The following is a 16,157-nucleotide window of genomic DNA, read 5'->3' as shown; positions in this document are numbered from 1 at the left end:
CTTTGCGTGACAGCTCGGCTCACCCCGCCTTTCGCAGCATTGCAATGAATCCGGGCGAAGAGGATGCTGAGTCGCAAATCCTCCGCAGAGCACCGGCTCAGGATGAAGAATAAAAATGCACAGCAATCACCTGACGCGCCATGCCGAACAAGTGCTGACCGTTACCCAAGGCAAAACGCCCCATCAATACGGCCCCGGCGCCGACCCTTCCATTGCCCGTTCATGGTTGCGGTGTCTGGAGGATTATCACCTTGACCCCGCGCAAGCCATGGCGCCCACCGTGCTTGAGCATGCGCGCGTGCTGGAGAGTCGCGAGCAGTTGCAGCAGGTCCTGACCATCGCCGGCGACGAGATGAACAGCCTGCACCGCCAGCTTGCCGGCGGCAGCGCGGTGCTGCTGACCGATGCCCGCGGGATCATCCTCAATTGCGTGACCGAGCCCGGGGACCGGCGGATTTTCGAGCGCGCCGGCCTGTGGCTGGGCGCCGACTGGAGCGAGGCGCGAGAGGGCACCAATGGCATCGGCACCTGCCTGGTCGAGCGTCAGTCGGTGACGATCCATCGCGACGAGCACTTTCGCGGCCGCCATACCGGGCTGACCTGTTCGGCGAGCCCGGTGTTCGATCCCCACGGCGATCTGCTTGCGGTGCTGGACGTGTCTTCGGCCCGTCACGACGTGTCCCGCCAGAGCCAGTTTCACACCATGGCGTTGGTGAATCTGTCGGCGAAGATGATCGAAAGCAGTTACTTCCTGCGCCACTTCGACGATCAGTGGCTGCTGCGTTTTCATCTTCAGGCCGGTGCAGTCGGTTTGTTCAGCGAAGGGCTGTTGGCGTTTGATGGCGAAGGTCGCGTTAGTGCGCTGAACCAGAGCGCGCTGAATCTGCTGGGCTTGAGCCGTGGCGATCTGGTCGGGCAGGGCGTGGAATCGTTGTTTGACTGCTCGCTGGATGAACTGCTGAACCGCGCTTCGCCGGATGCCGCCGCCAGTTGGCCACTGCGTACGCGTGATGGACGGGGATTCTTCGCTGTGCTGCGTGGGCAATCGAGGGCCGAACTGAAGGGCCTTGCTACGCCGGTGGTCAGCAAGTTGGCTGTGCCGGTCTCTTCGAGTGATATCTGCCTGGGGGACGCGTCGCTGCAAACTGATTTCCGTCGCGCGCTGAAGGTGTTTGAGCGCGACGTGCCGTTGCTGATCAACGGCGAGACCGGCTCTGGCAAGGAGGCGTTCGCCAAGGCGGTGCATCAGGCGAGTCAGCGCTCCGCCAAACCGTTCGTGGCGCTGAACTGCGCGGCCATTCCCGAAAGCCTGATCGAGAGCGAGCTGTTCGGTTATCGCGGCGGCAGCTTTACCGGCGCGCGTAAAGAAGGCATGCGCGGCAAGCTGCAACAGGCCGATGGCGGCACGTTATTTCTGGATGAGATCGGCGACATGCCGGTGGCCTTGCAGACCCGTTTATTACGAGTGCTGGAAGATCGGTTGGTGGTGCCGATTGGCGGCGAGCCGCAGGCAGTGGATGTACGACTGATCAGCGCGACCCACCGGAATCTGCTGGAGCGGGTGGAGGACGGCAGCTTTCGCGAGGATTTGTTTTATCGGCTAAACGGCCTGGAAATCGCCTTGCCGCCGTTGAGAGAACGGAGTGATAAGGCGCAGTTGCTGGAGTTTCTGCTGGAGCAGGAGGCGGGCGGGCTGTCGGTGGTGATCGAGGCGAAGGCCAGGCAGGCGCTGCTCGACTTCAACTGGCCCGGCAACGTGCGGCAGATGCGCAACGTGCTGCGTACCTTGGCGGCGCTGTGTGATGAGGGGCGGATTGGTTTTGATGATCTGCCGGTGGCGATTCGGCAGGGGAGTGCGCAGACCAAGTCCGATGTGGCCCATTCCCCGTTGGACGACGCCGAACGCGCAGCGCTCATCGCCACCCTGGAAACCCAGCGCTGGCACATGACCCACGCCGCCCGGGAGCTGGGGGTAAGCCGCAATACGCTGTATAGAAAGCTGCGCAAGCATGGGATCAACCGCTGAGGGTCTGTGTAGGCCTTCCAACCCTTCCCGGCTAAAGCCGGTCCTACTAAGTACGTGCTCCTTGGGCGGCATATGGGGCAAGGCGGGAAAACGAGATAACGCTGGCTGACGCCCATCCTGTAGGAGCGCGCTTGCCCGCGAAGGCGTTCGAACTGCAACCATTGTATTGCCCGACTAACCGATTTCGCGGGCAAGCGCGCTCCTACAATTGCCCGCGTCAGACCGCACATAGTCAGTGAAGCCAGTCCGCCAGCAGGTGCGCTAGGTTTTTAAGTGGGACATCGCGGTCAGTCAGTGGGACCGGCTTCAGCCGGGAATAGGCCTGTGTGAGCGCCATCCATTCTGCGGTGTGGCACCTGACGCTTTCCCGGCTAAAGCCGGTCCTACTGGGGGGATCGCGGTCCCACTCAGTAAGTGCTTCTTGGCCGGTATATGGGCCAGGGCGGGAAAACGGAATAATGCAGGCTGACGCCCATCCTGTAGGAGCGCGCTTGCCCGCGAAGGCGTTCTGACTGCAATGAAATTCGCTGCCTGATACACCGATTTCGCGGGCAAGCGCGCTCCTACAATTGACCGCGTCAGACCGAAGATCCGCAGCGCGAGGTTTTTAAGTAGGACCGGCTTCAGCCGGGAATAGGACTGTGTGAGCACCATCAATTCTGCGGTGTGCTACCCGACGCTTTCCCGGTTAAAGCCGGTCCTACTGGGGGATCGCGGTCCCACTCAGTAAGTGCTTCTTGGCCGGTATATGGGCCAGGGCGGGAAAACGGAATAATGCAGGCTGACGCCCATCCTGTAGGAGCGCGCTTGCCCGCGAAGGCGTTCGAACGGCAATGAAATTCGCTGCCTGATACACCGATTTCGCGGGCAAGCGCGCTCCCACAATTGCCCGCGTCAGACCGAAGATCCGCAGCGCGAGGTTTTAAGTAGGACCGGCTTCAGCCGGGAATAGGCCAGTGTGGGTACCATCAATTCTGCGGTGTGCTACCCGACGCTTTCCCGGCTAAAGCCCGGTCCTACCCTGGCGTTCACTCGCTCTCGGTAATTCCCTCGTGCGCATCCACTGCCTTCTACGCTAACCTGCGCCCCATGTTTTAAGAGGTCGGTCATGCACATTCATATTCTGGGTATCTGCGGCACGTTCATGGGTTCGCTGGCGGTGCTCGCCAAGGATCTGGGCCATAAAGTCACGGGCTCTGATGCCAACGTTTACCCGCCGATGAGCACGCAGCTCGAGGCGCAGGGCATTCAGTTGATGCAGGGTTACGACCCTTCGCACCTGGAACCGGCGCCGGATCTGGTGGTGGTCGGCAACGCCATGTCGCGCGGCAATCCCGCGGTCGAGTATGTCCTGAACAAGGGCCTGCCCTACGTTTCCGGGCCGCAATGGCTGGCTGATCACGTCCTTCGCGAGCGTTGGGTGCTGGCCGTCGCAGGCACCCACGGCAAAACCACCACCAGCAGCATGCTCGCCTGGGTGCTGGAACACGCCGGCATGGCCCCCGGCTTTCTGATCGGCGGCGTGCCGCAAAACTTCGACGTCTCGGCGCGCCTGGGCGATACGCCGTTCTTCGTCGTCGAGGCGGATGAATACGACAGCGCCTTCTTCGACAAGCGCTCCAAGTTCGTCCATTACGGTCCGCGCACCGCCATCCTCAACAACCTCGAGTTCGATCACGCCGACATCTTCCCTGATCTCCCGGCCATCGAACGGCAGTTCCACCACCTCGTGCGCACCATCCCGAGCGAAGGCCTGGTCATTCACCCGACCACCGAGCCCGCACTTGAGCGCGTGATTCAAATGGGCTGCTGGACGCCGGTGCAAACCACGGGCGAGGGCGGTCAATGGCAAGCGAACCTGCTCAGCGAAGACGGTTCAAAATTCGAAGTGCTGTTCGACGGTGCGGTCCAGGGCGTCGTCGATTGGGGCATGACCGGCCAGCACAACGTTGCGAATGCCTTGGCGACCCTCGCCGCCGCCCGCCACGTTGGCGTTGTGCCGCAGCAAGGCGTCGAAGCGTTGAGTGCTTTCAAAAGTGTGAAGCGGCGCATGGAAAAGGTCGCCGAAGTGCGCGGCATCACTATTTACGATGACTTCGCCCACCACCCGACGGCCATCGCTACCACGCTGGACGGTCTGCGCAAAAAGGTTGGCGATGCGCCGATCATCGCCATCGTCGAACCGCGTTCCAACTCCATGAAGCTCGGCGCCCACCGCGACGGCCTGCCGGAAAGCGTGGTCCAGGCCGATCAGGTGGTCTGGTATGCGCCGGCCAATCTGGGTTGGGATCTGGCCGCAACCGCTGCGCAATGCACCATTCCATCATTAGTGTGCGACAGCCTCGACGGCATCATCGAGCTTGTGAAAAACCAGGCCGAGCCTGGCACCCACGTGGTGATCATGAGCAACGGCGGCTTCGGCGGCCTGCACGGCAAACTGGCGGAGGCACTGCAATGAGCGGCCCGGAACGCATCACCCTGGCGATGACCGGCGCGTCCGGCGCGCAATACGGCCTGCGCCTGCTGGACTGTCTGGTGCGCGAAGACCGCGAGGTGCATTTCCTCATCTCCAAGGCCGCGCAGCTGGTCATGGCCACCGAGACCGACGTCAACCTGCCGCCCAAACCGCAGATGATGCAGGCCTTCCTTAATGAATACACCGGCGCGACCGCGGGCCAGATTCGGGTGTACGGCAAGGAAGACTGGATGTCGCCGGTGGCGTCCGGTTCCGGTTCGCCGAGTGCGATGGTCGTGGTGCCGTGCTCGACCGGGACCCTGTCGGCGATCGCCATGGGCGCCTGCAACAACCTGATCGAGCGCGCCGCAGACGTGACGTTGAAGGAGCGTCGTCAGCTGATTCTGGTGCCCCGCGAGGCGCCGTTCTCCAGCATCCATCTGGAGAACATGCTCAAACTGTCGAACATGGGCGCGGTTATTCTGCCGGCGTCGCCCGGCTTCTATCATCAGCCGCAGACGATCGATGATCTGGTGGATTTCGTCGTCGCACGGATTCTCAATCTCCTCAACATCCCCCAGGACATGCTGCCGCGCTGGGGCGAGCATCATTTTGGCGCCGATGAATAAGCTCGTCGTCATTGCCTTGGGCCTGTTGTTGACGACGGGCTGCTCGACCGTGCGCACCCTCGACGCCAATCAGCCGGGCGCACCGGTCGTTTACGCCGGCACGCGACTGGATCTGTACGCCATCGAAGGCGGCTGCTGCGAGAAGGACCGCTTCGGCACTGAGGCGCCGAAATACCCGATGCTCGACCTGCCCGGCAGCGCGCTGCTCGACACGCTGCTGCTGCCGCTGTCGATTCTGACCGCGCTGGGTGTGGGATTTCAGGCTACGGGCGGGATGTAATGCCTGTCGGGTGGTTTGATTACTTCCCCAACCGCCGCAAATCATCCGATTCAACCACCCGCACGCCGTCCTGCTCTTCCAGCGCCAGGCGCCAGAGCGCGCGGGCGAGGTTGCAGGCTTCGATGCCGCCGTATTTGCCGGGAATCAGCTTGGCAATCGGCGCTGCCAGCTGCTCCACCAGACGCTGATCCTGCCGCTCGCCAATCAACAGCGACGGTTGGACGATGGTCAGTTGCGGCCAGCCCTGAAGCTTCAGCGCTTCTTCCATCTCGCCTTTGACGCGGCTGTAAAAGATGCTCGATTGCGGGTCGGCGTTCACTGCGCTGATCACCAGCAGGTGACGCGCCCCCAACTCGCGGGCACGTTTGCCGAACGCCACGACCATGTCCAGATCCACGGCCCGAAACGCTTCCTGGGAACCGGCCTGTTTGATCGTGGTGCCCAGGCAGCAGAAAGCGATGTCGACGGGGCCTTCCAGTGCAGGCAGCAAGCTCTGAAGATCGCCAACCGGGTTTTCCAGGCGTGGATGTTCAGCCAGAGGACGACGGCTGGGGGCGAGAACGCGGGTGACAGTGGGTTCGTTAAGCAGGCGGTCGAGCAAGTGCTCGCCAGTCAATCCGGTAGCTCCGGCAAGCAAAATGTCCTGAGGCGTCAAGTACATGATCTTTCTCCCTTGATACGCCACAAGCATAGGCGCTGTACCGCAACAGACTGCGAGGGAGGCGGGAGGGTTTCACAAAAACACATGAAATCTTGGCGCATCCCGCATTTGAGGTTGGATCAATCTGTGGGAGCCGGTTTGCAGGCGAACCCGCCCGGCCCCTTCCCGGCTGAAGCCGGTCCTACATTGAGTGCGATGGCACTCAGCGCCGAACCGTATTCAACGCGCGCTCCGCCTGACTTTTGCGCAGCTGCCGCCAGTGGGCGACCACGCCTTTCGGCGCCCACATCTGCGGCTCGGAGGCTTCGAAGCTTTCGTCCGTCTCGCGCTGTGCGACGATGTCTCGCGCCTCGTTGAACGCCTGCACCAGATCATCGGTTTCCACCAGCGCCTTGCCGAACAGCGCCTCGCCGAAGTAGGTGAAATCGGCCTCCTCAGAACAGCCAAAGGAAACCCGATCCTCACGGGATGCAGTAATCACCATCGTCCGCTCGTCCTTGATCGCCGGAATGAAACCGCCCGAATAGCACGCTGAAATCACCACCACCTTGTCGCGATTCTTCAGCGGTGCCAGTACGCCGGCCATCTCGTTGGCGGGCAGGTCGGACAGCTCCAGACGCGGCTGGTCCAGCACCAGCTCGTGTTCATGGGTGCCGTGGCTGGTCAGGTAAATGAAGATCAAATCTTCCGGGCCGCTGCGCTTGGCCAGCGTTTGCACGGCGCGGCTGATGGTCTCGCGCGTGGCCAGCGGTCGATCGGCCATGTGATCGCGGTGGTTGACCAACGTGATCTGGCCGAACGCACCGAAGCGCGTCGCGAGCAGCTTGTTGACGTAATCGGCCTCGCGCAGAAAAACGCTCTGCTTGCCATCGCCACCCACGACGAGGCTGTAAAGCTCAATGGCCGGCGTGGAGGCAGGCACGGCGGCGAGGGCTTTCTCGACGAGGGCGCCCTGGGCGAGCAAGCCGATTTCCAGCGGGTCAGGCAGCAGCTTGCCGGCGGCGTCGCGCACGCGCTGGCCGTTGGACCAGGTGCCGCTCTGGACTTCGCCTTCCGCCGTGGTCAGCACGCCGCTGCCTTGATAGTTGTCGTTCTCGAACTGGCCGATGTACACGCTGCCGTCCGGGAGCTTCAGGCTGCCTGAGCCTGCGAAGCGCCAGTTTTTGAAATCACCTTGATAGCGCGTGCCGTCGGAGCCGATCAACTCGCCCTTGCCGGTGAACGCGCCATCCTTGAACTGCCCCGACCAGACATCGCCATCGGCGTTTTCGTAGCGACCGCGGCCATTGAGCTGATTGTTGTGAAAGCCGCCGACGTACTGATCGCCATCGGCGCTGTTGAAATTGCCCGTGCCTTCAAGCTGGCCGTCGACGAACTTGCCGCTGAACTGGTTGCCCGCCGAATCGTTGCGCTGGCCTTCGCCATTGGGTTTGCCGTGGGCGAACTGGCCCTGATACTCGCTGCCGTCGTCCAGCTCCAGATGCCCGGCGCCGTCGTACAGATCGGCCTTGAACTCGCCGCGATAACTCATGCCGTGCTCTTTCAACGTGCCTTCGCCGTCGCGCCGCCCCAGCTTGTAGCCGCCGACGTAACTGCCGGCGCTGGTCGTCAGCGAGCCCTGGCCATGGAAAAGCCCGTCCTGAAAACCGCCCCGGTACACGTCGCCATTGCTGGCGTGCCACTCGCCCTGGCCGTTCCATTGCCCGTTTTTGAATTCCCCGGCGTACCAGCTGCCATTGGGGTAATCGATCCGGCCCTTGCCTTGCAGCACGCCATTGATCACGTCGCCGCGATAGCGTCCACCGTCGGGCAGGCGAGCGTCCGGGGGCAACAGCGATTCGCCGTCGCCGCAAGCGGTAAGAAGGAAGGTCAGGGCCAAAGGAGCAAACGCGCGCATGGTAAATCCCGAAAAAAAGATGTTTCGGCGTGATCTGATCGCGTACGTGTATCGAGTCGCTCACACAGCCGCAGCGAGTATGCCGCAGCGAGGAACGCTCATGAAACAGTCTGTTACGACTGTTTCATGTTTCGGGAGGGTTCACGGAGGGGCGACGGGGGTTATACGAAGCACAGCGAAAGCGGTTCAGCAACGAACGCGGGCTTGTCCAGGCCTTCGATTTCAAGCGTTGCCGTGGCCTTGAGCAGCCATTGGCCGGGCTTCTTTTCGGTGACCTGTGCCAGAGTGACTTTTAGACGAACGCGCGAATTCACTTTCACCGGCTGAATGAATCGCACGCTGTCCAGGCCATAGTTGATCGCCATCTGCATGCCTTCGGGTACTACCATCAAAGACTCCATCAGCTTGGGCATGAGCGACAGCGACAGAAACCCATGGGCGATGGTCGATCCGAACGGGGTTTGCGCTGCTTTGACCGGATCGACGTGGATGAACTGAAAGTCGCCGGTGGCCTCGGCAAACAGATTGATGCGCGCCTGATCGATGGTCAGCCAGTCGGAGCATCCCAGGTCCTTGCCTTCATAACGTTTGAGTTCTGCAACGGGTACGTGGGGCATCGCTACTCTCCTTGCCAGTTATTGTTTTCGCACGCGGTCTTCACAGGCACGGTGGCGTCGGCGCTGTTATTGCTTGGCAATGAGATCAGCACGCTGCACTGCGCGGGTCAACGTGACCTCAACTGGCGAATACCACCCCATAGGCAGCGCGGGTGGCGTGTCTATAATGTCGCCGCGAATCCGCTGGAGTTTTCTATGTTGCTAAGAGGCCTGACCTGGCTTGTGCTGTTCCAATTGATCGGAACCGCGCTCAACCACCTGTTTTTGTCGATACTGCCCGGCCCGATCATCGGGCTCGTGCTGTTGATGATCTATCTGATGACCCGCGGCGAAGTCAGTCAACCGATCAGCCTGGCGGCCAGCAGCCTGCTGCGTTATCTGCCGCTGCTGCTGGTGCCGCCCGCCGTCGGTGTGATGGTGTATGCCGACCAGATCGCCGAAGACTTCTGGGCGATAGTCGGCTCGCTGGTGATTTCCCTGATGGTCTCGCTGACCTTCGCCGGCTGGCTGATGCAGAAACTCATCGACCGCCAGGCCAATCGCCGGGAGCCATCATGAGTCTGGACTGGCACGGCGCCTGGCTGTCGGTGATTCATCACCCCTTGTTCGGCATCGCCATCACGCTCGGCGCTTATCAACTGGTGCTCGCCGGCTACGAAAAAACCCGTTGGGTGTTTCTGCAACCGGTGCTCATTTCGATGCTGGTGGTGATCGGCGTGTTGGTGAGCTGCGGACTGTCCTATGTCGAATACCGCAAAAGCACCGAAATCCTCAGCATTCTGCTGGGCCCGGCGACGGTTGCGCTGGCCGTGCCGCTTTATCTGAATCTGCGGCGCATCCGGCAACTGTTCTGGCCGGTATTGACTACGCTGGTGGTGGGCGGCGTGCTGGCCACCGGGCTGTGCGTGGGCTTGGGCTGGTTGCTCGGCGCTGATCACATGATCCTGATGACCATGGCGCCCAAGTCCGTAACCTCGCCGATCGCCATGCTCGTCGCCGAGCAGATTGGCGGTGTGGCGGCGCTGGCGGCCGTGTTTGTGTTGATAACCGGAGTGATCGGCGGCATATTCGGCCCCGGCTTGCTGACCCTGGCGCGGGTAAACAGCCCGGAAGCCCGAGGCATGGCCCTGGGGCTGACGGCCCACGCGGTGGGTACGTCGGCGGCCTTGCAGGAAAGTGAGGAATGTGGCGCCTTCGCGGCGCTGGCGATGAGTTTGATGGGTGTCGCCACGGCCTTGTTCCTGCCGTTGGCGGTGTCTCTGGTTGCTTGAGGATAGGTTTATGTCGTTGTCGTTGTTTGCGCTGCCGCTGTTTCCGCTGAACGCCGTGCTGTTCCCGGGGTGCGTGCTCGATCTGCAGCTATTCGAGGCGCGTTACCTCGACATGATTGGCCGCTGCATGAAGCAGGGCGAAGGCTTTGGCGTGGTCTGCATCACTGAAGGCAGTGAGACGGGCGACGTGCCGGACGGTTTTTCGCTGATCGGCTGCGAAGCGCGGGTGACCGATTTCCAGAAGCAGGACAACGGCCTGCTCGGCATTCGGGTGGTGGGTGCTCGACGCTTTCGGGTGAAGGACTACAGCACTCAGCGCGACAACCTGCTGATCGGTGAGGTCGAGTGGCTGGACGATCCCCAGGAACAACCGCTGCAGGAAGAAGACGACGACCTGGTCGCGTTACTCGCCGCGTTGGCCGAACACCCGATGGTGGCCGCGCTGAACATGGGCCTTACCGCCAGCGGTCAGCACTCGCTGGCCAATCAACTGGCGTACCTGTTGCCGTTCGCGGAAGAAGACAAGATCGAGCTGCTGGAAATCGAAGACGCTGAACAACGGCTCGACGCGATCCAGGACCTGCTCGACGAGATGCAGGGCGACATGCAGGCCTGAATGAAGCTGTTCTGCTCGTTGCAGCGCGGCCCGAGATCTATGATCTGGCGGGGCGCGCCCAAGCCGTTCTAGTACTGGTAACGGATCAAGCCGTGCGAGAACGAGTGCAGTCCAAAGCCGGCGAACAGCGCAACCATCGCCGGCAGCACCAACCACCATACCTTGATCGGCAGCGCCTCCAGCGGCTTCTTGTTCTGCACGAAAGCCAGACTCGCCGCGCAAGTGAAGAACGCCAGCAGCATCCCCGCCGTGACATCCGTCGGCCAATGCACGCCCAGATACACCCGTGACATCGCGATCGCCAGCGCCGGAATCCCGCCCAGCAGCAGCCAGGTCAGTCGCAGCCGCACCGGCTGACCGCGGCCGGCAAGCACCGCCAGCGACATGAACAGCGCAAACGAGGCCGACGCATGTCCGCTCGGCATGCTGTAAGTCCCCAGGGCCTCCGTCAGGACCTCAGGCCGTGCGCGTGCGAAGGTGTATTTCATGCTCTGATTGATCAGCGCCGCGCCAAGGGTGGTGCCGATCACGAAGATCGCATGACGCCATTGCCGCGTGACGATTAAGAGGACTGTCAGCAGCGCGGCGGCGCAGAACTGAGTCCGGAAATCCCCCAGGCCGGTCACTATCACCACGAAGTTCTCGGCCGCAGCGCTTCGGCTGGCCTGCACCACGGTCATGATGCCCTGATCGAAATCGGCCAGGTACGGCCAGCCCAGAAACACACTGCCCAGCAGAATGAAGCAGGTCAGGGCGATAACCTTGGTGGCGTAGGGTTTTTGCCGCAGGCTGCTCTGGACGCTGATCCCCAGCAGGATTGCCAGCCCGGCGCCAACCACGGCAGCCTGGGGCCAGAAGTTTTCCGGCAGCGGCAGTCGGATCGCGGCACCGGTCGCCCAGCCCGGCAGAATGTAGGCCACCGACCAACCGGCGGCGGCAATCAAGCTGACGCCGGCAAAGCGCACGAACGGCATGTCACACATCCCGGCCACCATTGGCAGCATCGGGCGCAGCGGCCCGATGAAGCGGCCGACCAGCAGGCTGGCGATCCCGTAACGCTGGAAGTAGGTCTCGGCGCCGCCGATCCATTCAGGGTGATTGCGAAGGCCGGGCAATTGCCGAATGTTCTGATGGAAGCGTCGACCGATGAAGTACGACACCAGGTCGCCCAGTATCCCGCCGAGGAAACCCAGCAGCAGCGCTTCGCTCAATGGGAGTATGCCGCTGCCGGCCAGTGCGGCGATCGCGAACAGCACAACCGTGCCCGGGACGACGATGCCGGCGATGGCCAGGCACTCGATGAACGCAACGATAAAAATCGCCGCGCCCAGCCACGAAGGGTTGGCGCTTAGCCAGGAGGTAATGCTGTCGAGCCACGCGCCCATGTGTTTAGTTTCCTTAATCGATGAAAATATAGTCGCGGCCTTCGACTTGCCCGCGTCTGACCGGGTTCCGTGTGCAGAAGCGGGCATAGGCGGCGTCAACGAACCGGTACATCAGGTGCTCGTCACGGCCAGCGGGAATGCCCAGGCGCGTCGTTTGAATGATCCGCGGCGGTCGCTGGCCCACGTCTTCGACAAATAGCTGTTCTTCATCGAAGCGCTTGGCGTCCCACATCGGCACTTTCAGGCCCAGCGCTTTGCACAGCAACGTCTGCCCGGCGCACAGCCGCTCTGGCGTGCGCACGTTTCCGCTGGCGTCGGGATTGTTGAGCAGCATGCGGGCGAGGGCGTTTTCATCGGACACCGCGTCGACCCAGGGGTAAGCCGATTTAATCAACACGGCGTTGCCCGGACCTTCCGCACTGAAGTTCAGCGAATCACCGCCACGGGCGTAATACATATAAATGTGCCCGCCTTCCAGAAACAAAGCCTTACGTTTTTCGGTGTAGCCGAGGGACGCATGACTGCCCTTTTCGGCCACGTAATACGCCTCCGTCTCAATAATCCGCGCCGACAACCACAACCCTTCGACTTTGTGACGAATGACCTTGCCGAGCAACTCTTGGGCGAGCGTCTGCGCGTCGCGATGAAAGAAACTGTCCGGCAGGGCGCGTGGCGATGGGTCAGGCATGGATGAGTGCAGTCAGAGAATGGACCGCGATCATATCAACAACGGCCTTAATTGGAGCTGAATGGGTGTGTAAGCACGGGGCCGCCAATACCAGCGCCTGAACTGCCGCCTTCCCGGCTAAAGCCGGTCCTACTAAAAGCATCGCATCCCGCCAGTGGGACCGGCTGCGACCCCCGTAGGACCGGCTTTAGCCGGGAAGCCTTAGATCTGCCTAAACGCGCTTTTGATCTTGATCTCCATACGCAGAAGGCTCAGACGACACCAAACGCGACTTGGGTGCAGGCTGAACGCAGGTCTCGCGCAGTGGGCCGAGCCGCATGGATGCGGCGAGAGCGCCGTCAGGACATGGATGTCCGTTCGGCGCGGGCCCACGGAGCGAGGCCGGAGTGAAGGAACCCCGAGGAACGAGGGGCCCAACCAGGAGCAGGCACCCTTGGTTACTTGGGGTGCTTTTCCAAGTAACTCGCCGAAGGCGAAACGATTCTGCCGTTAGGCAGAACCCGGATAGCACAACCGCCGCGGATATCTTTGACGCACCAAATCCGCCTTATTCCGACCATCCGCCCGTCGCCGCTGTCGTTCAGCACGCCCGACAGCTATAATCCGCCGCTTTCCCATTTGCCAAGCCACCCGAGACCATGACTGAGTCCGTTCTTGACTACATGACCCGCCTGGGTCGCGCCGCCCGCGAAGCCTCCCGCGTGATCGGCCGTGCCAGCACCGCACAGAAGAACCGCGCGCTTGCAGCCACCGCTGCCGCGCTGGACGCTTCCCGTGCCGAGCTGACCGCCGCCAACGAACAAGACCTCGCTGCTGCCCGCGCCAATGGACTCGAACCCGCTTTGCTCGAACGCCTCGCCCTGACCCCGGCCCGCATCGACAGCATGATCGCCGGCCTGCGACAGGTCGCCAGCCTGCCAGATCCCATCGGCACCCTGCGCGACATGAACTTCCAGCCCTCCGGCATTCAAGTCGGCAAAATGCGCGTGCCACTGGGCGTCGTCGGCATCATCTACGAGTCGCGCCCCAACGTAACCATCGACGCCGCCAGCCTCTGCCTCAAATCCGGTAACGCCACCATCCTGCGCGGCGGCTCCGAAGCCATCCATTCCAACCGCGCCATCGCCGCCTGCATCCAGCGCGGCCTCGACGAAGCCGGCTTGCCTGCCGCCGTCGTACAAGTCGTCGAAACCACCGACCGCGCCGCCGTGGGTGCGCTGATCACCATGCCGGAGTACGTGGACGTGATCGTTCCGCGCGGAGGCAAAGGCCTGATCGAACGCGTCAGCCGCGACGCCAAAGTCCCGGTCATCAAACACCTGGACGGCATCTGCCACGTCTACGTCAGCGCCCATGCCGACCTGGCCGCCGCCCAACGCATCAGCTTCAACGCCAAGACCTACCGTTATGGCATCTGCGGCGCGATGGAAACCCTGCTGGTCGATCAGGCCATCGCCGCAGACTTCCTGCCGCCAATGGCCGCCCAGTTTCGCGAAAAAGGCGTCGAGCTGCGCGGTTGCGAGCGCACCCGCGACCTGATCGACGTATTACCGGCGACCGAAGAAGACTGGCACACCGAGTACCTTGCACCGATTCTGTCGATCCGCATCGTCACCGGTCTGGACCAGGCCATCGAACACATCAATCACTACGGCTCGCATCACAGCGACGCCATCATCTCCGACTCGCAAGCCCAGACTCGCCGCTTCATGGCTGAAGTCGACTCGAGTTCGGTGATGGTCAACGCGCCCACCAGCTTTGCCGACGGTTTCGAATACGGCCTGGGTGCGGAAATCGGTATTTCGACCGACAAGATTCACGCGCGCGGTCCCGTGGGGCTCGAAGGCCTGACCTGCGAGAAATACATCGTCGTCGGCGATGGCACGCAATTGCGCGGGCAGGGGCCGGTCTGACTTGGCCGACGTCGGTCAGCTTTCAGGCAGCGGCGCGCAGGCAATGGCCGATCCGATTGCAGTTCCGCTGAACAGTGCACGTGTGCCCAAGCGCATCGGCATACTCGGCGGTACGTTCGACCCGGTGCACATTGGCCATTTGCGTGGCGCACTGGAAGTCGCCGAGCTGCTGAAACTCGATGAGTTGCGTCTGACGCCCAGCGCCCGACCGCCTCATCGCGACACGCCGAGTGTCTCGGCCCAGGACCGTCTGGCGATGGTCCAGTGCGCGGTCGCGGGGGTGCCGCCGCTAACGGTGGATGATCGCGAGCTGTTGCGCGACAAGCCGTCGTACACGATCGACACGCTGGAATCGATGCGCGCGGAACTCGCCGCCGATGATCAGCTATTTTTATTGCTGGGTTGGGACGCCTTTTGCGGGCTGCCTTCCTGGCATCGGTGGGAAGAGTTGCTGGAGCACTGCCATATCGTGGTGCTGCAACGCCCGGACGCCGACAGCGAGTCCCCGGATGCGATGCGAAATCTGCTCGCGGGACGTGCCGTCAGTGATCCGAAGGCCCTCAAAGGGCCCGGCGGAAAGATTACGTTCGTCTGGCAGACGCCGCTTTCGGTGTCTGCCACCCAGATCCGTCAACTGCTGGCCAGCGGTAAGTCGGTACGTTTTCTGGTGCCAGACGCGGTACTGGCCTATATCGATACGCACGGGCTGTACCGTGCGTCGAACTGAAGGAGCGTTTCAACGCAGCCAAGTGCGCGAAGAAACGCCCAAACATACGAGTTGAAAGAGTTTTTTATGACTGACAAACGAGCTGTAAATCCAATCATCGACGTGATCAAGGCTGCACTGGAAGACGTCAAGGCCGTGGACATCCAGGTCCTGGACGTCCGTGACAAGCAGAGCATCACCGACTACATGGTCATCGCAACCGGTACCTCCAGTCGCCAGATCAACGCGATGCTCGACAAGGTCCGCGAAGAAGTCAAAAAGCAGGGCCTCAAGCCGTTGGGCGAAGAAGGCAAGGGCAACAGTGACTGGGTGCTGCTGGACCTGGACATCGCCATCGTCCACATGATGACCGCCTCCGCTCGCCAGTTTTACGACCTCGAGCGTCTGTGGGCCGGTGCCGAGCAGAGCCGTTCGGCCAGCGCTGCACACCACAGCCCGGAAAACGCTCACGAGCATTTCGACAAGCTGAACAAAGACCAGGCCTAAGGCTTCGTCGTGCGTCTGCGTCTGATCGCTGTCGGTTCCCGCATGCCCAAGTGGGTGGAAGAGGGTTGGCATGAATATGCCAAGCGTCTGCCATCCGAACTGGCGCTGGAACTGGTGGAAATTCCGCTCAACACCCGTGGCAAGAACGCCGACGTGGCACGCCTCATCCGTCAGGAAGGCGAGGCCATGCTGGCGAAAGTGCAGCCGGGCGAGCGGATCGTCACGCTTGAAGTGCATGGCAAGCCATGGAGCACCGAGCAACTGGCGGGCGAGCTCGATCGCTGGCGTCTGGATTCGCGCACGGTCAACCTGATGGTCGGCGGCCCGGAAGGGCTGGCGCCGGAAGTCTGTGCCCGGGCCGAGCAGCGTTGGTCGTTGTCGCCGCTGACGTTGCCGCACCCGCTGGTGCGCATTCTCATCGGTGAGCAGATTTATCGTGCCTGGACCGTGCTGTCCGGTCACCCTTATCACAAGTAGCGCTGCTGCCTTCACTGTGAACCTGCCCT

At 62.1% G+C, this 16,157-nt stretch carries 16 protein-coding genes; 11 read left to right on the top strand and 5 right to left on the bottom strand.

Annotation, left to right across the window (positions count from 1 at the left end):
• Positions 1-115: 115 nt before the first annotated feature.
• The 4 genes from L4G42_RS20485 to L4G42_RS20470 all read left to right on the top strand — a co-directional run bounded on the left by L4G42_RS20485 (position 116) and on the right by L4G42_RS20470 (position 5,390).
• Positions 116-2,026 (top strand): sigma-54-dependent Fis family transcriptional regulator, encoded by a 1,911-nt coding sequence (locus L4G42_RS20485; RefSeq protein WP_237259823.1) that lies wholly within the window; start codon positions 116-118, stop codon positions 2,024-2,026.
• A gap of 1,108 nt (positions 2,027-3,134) precedes the next feature.
• On the top strand, positions 3,135-4,484 hold the full coding sequence (gene mpl / locus L4G42_RS20480) for a UDP-N-acetylmuramate:L-alanyl-gamma-D-glutamyl-meso-diaminopimelate ligase (protein WP_237259824.1): 1,350 nt from the start codon (positions 3,135-3,137) through the stop codon (positions 4,482-4,484).
• Positions 4,481-5,110, top strand: a complete 630-nt coding sequence (ubiX, locus tag L4G42_RS20475) for a flavin prenyltransferase UbiX (protein WP_237259825.1) — start codon at positions 4,481-4,483, stop codon at positions 5,108-5,110. The genes mpl and ubiX overlap by 4 nt, the downstream gene beginning before the upstream one ends.
• Entirely contained in the window at positions 5,103-5,390 is a 288-nt protein-coding gene (locus L4G42_RS20470) for a YceK/YidQ family lipoprotein (protein WP_122536988.1), read from the top strand. Before ubiX ends, L4G42_RS20470 begins: the two co-directional genes overlap by 8 nt.
• 19 nt (positions 5,391-5,409) lie before the next feature.
• On the opposite strand, the gene L4G42_RS20465 is transcribed toward L4G42_RS20470, so the two are convergent.
• The 3 genes from L4G42_RS20465 to L4G42_RS20455 all read right to left on the bottom strand — a co-directional run bounded on the left by L4G42_RS20465 (position 5,410) and on the right by L4G42_RS20455 (position 8,565).
• Positions 5,410-6,051: an oxidoreductase gene (locus L4G42_RS20465; RefSeq protein ID WP_237259826.1), complete on the bottom strand. Its 642-nt coding sequence runs from the start codon at positions 6,049-6,051 to the stop codon at positions 5,410-5,412.
• Positions 6,052-6,253: 202 nt separating this feature from the next.
• Complete coding sequence (locus tag L4G42_RS20460) at positions 6,254-7,948, bottom strand: C13 family peptidase (protein ID WP_237259827.1); 1,695 nt, start codon at positions 7,946-7,948, stop codon at positions 6,254-6,256.
• A gap of 161 nt (positions 7,949-8,109) precedes the next feature.
• Positions 8,110-8,565: a MaoC family dehydratase gene (locus L4G42_RS20455; RefSeq protein ID WP_237259828.1), complete on the bottom strand. Its 456-nt coding sequence runs from the start codon at positions 8,563-8,565 to the stop codon at positions 8,110-8,112.
• 195 nt (positions 8,566-8,760) lie between these two features.
• Here L4G42_RS20455 and L4G42_RS20450 point away from each other — a divergent pair, with 195 nt between their 5' ends.
• From L4G42_RS20450 to L4G42_RS20440, 3 genes are read left to right on the top strand one after another with little or no spacing between them, the layout of a single operon-like run.
• Positions 8,761-9,123: a CidA/LrgA family protein gene (locus L4G42_RS20450; protein WP_133776055.1), complete on the top strand. Its 363-nt coding sequence runs from the start codon at positions 8,761-8,763 to the stop codon at positions 9,121-9,123.
• 2 nt (positions 9,124-9,125) lie between these two features.
• A complete protein-coding gene (locus L4G42_RS20445) occupies positions 9,126-9,836 on the top strand; it encodes an LrgB family protein (RefSeq protein WP_237255035.1) in 711 nt (236 codons plus the stop codon).
• Between the two features lie 10 nt (positions 9,837-9,846).
• Positions 9,847-10,452, top strand: a complete 606-nt coding sequence (locus L4G42_RS20440; RefSeq protein WP_237259829.1) for an LON peptidase substrate-binding domain-containing protein — start codon at positions 9,847-9,849, stop codon at positions 10,450-10,452.
• 68 nt (positions 10,453-10,520) lie between these two features.
• On the opposite strand, the gene L4G42_RS20435 is transcribed toward L4G42_RS20440, so the two are convergent.
• Entirely contained in the window at positions 10,521-11,837 is a 1,317-nt protein-coding gene (locus L4G42_RS20435; RefSeq protein WP_237259830.1) for a bifunctional DedA family/phosphatase PAP2 family protein, read from the bottom strand.
• Between the two features lie 13 nt (positions 11,838-11,850).
• The gene (locus L4G42_RS20430; RefSeq protein WP_237261159.1) at positions 11,851-12,525 is read right to left on the bottom strand and encodes a DNA-3-methyladenine glycosylase; all 675 of its coding nucleotides are present in this window, start codon (positions 12,523-12,525) and stop codon (positions 11,851-11,853) included.
• Between the two features lie 638 nt (positions 12,526-13,163).
• Here L4G42_RS20430 and L4G42_RS20425 point away from each other — a divergent pair.
• From L4G42_RS20425 to rlmH, 4 genes are all read left to right on the top strand, one after another.
• Positions 13,164-14,438 carry a glutamate-5-semialdehyde dehydrogenase gene (locus L4G42_RS20425; RefSeq protein WP_237261156.1) on the top strand — a complete coding sequence of 425 codons (1,275 nt, stop codon included), beginning with the start codon at positions 13,164-13,166 and terminating at the stop codon, positions 14,436-14,438.
• 82 nt (positions 14,439-14,520) lie between these two features.
• Positions 14,521-15,165: a nicotinate-nucleotide adenylyltransferase gene (gene nadD, locus L4G42_RS20420; protein WP_237255044.1), complete on the top strand. Its 645-nt coding sequence runs from the start codon at positions 14,521-14,523 to the stop codon at positions 15,163-15,165.
• Between the two features lie 66 nt (positions 15,166-15,231).
• The gene (rsfS, locus tag L4G42_RS20415; protein ID WP_237255042.1) at positions 15,232-15,651 is read left to right on the top strand and encodes a ribosome silencing factor; all 420 of its coding nucleotides are present in this window, start codon (positions 15,232-15,234) and stop codon (positions 15,649-15,651) included.
• Positions 15,652-15,660: 9 nt separating this feature from the next.
• Positions 15,661-16,128: a 23S rRNA (pseudouridine(1915)-N(3))-methyltransferase RlmH gene (gene rlmH, locus L4G42_RS20410; RefSeq protein WP_037017961.1), complete on the top strand. Its 468-nt coding sequence runs from the start codon at positions 15,661-15,663 to the stop codon at positions 16,126-16,128.
• Positions 16,129-16,157 lie beyond the last annotated feature (29 nt).

This window comes from Pseudomonas petrae (genome assembly GCF_021728295.1).
Classification (GTDB): Bacteria; Pseudomonadota; Gammaproteobacteria; order Pseudomonadales; family Pseudomonadaceae; genus Aquipseudomonas; species Aquipseudomonas petrae.
This window is presented reverse-complemented; position numbering and strand designations above follow the sequence as displayed.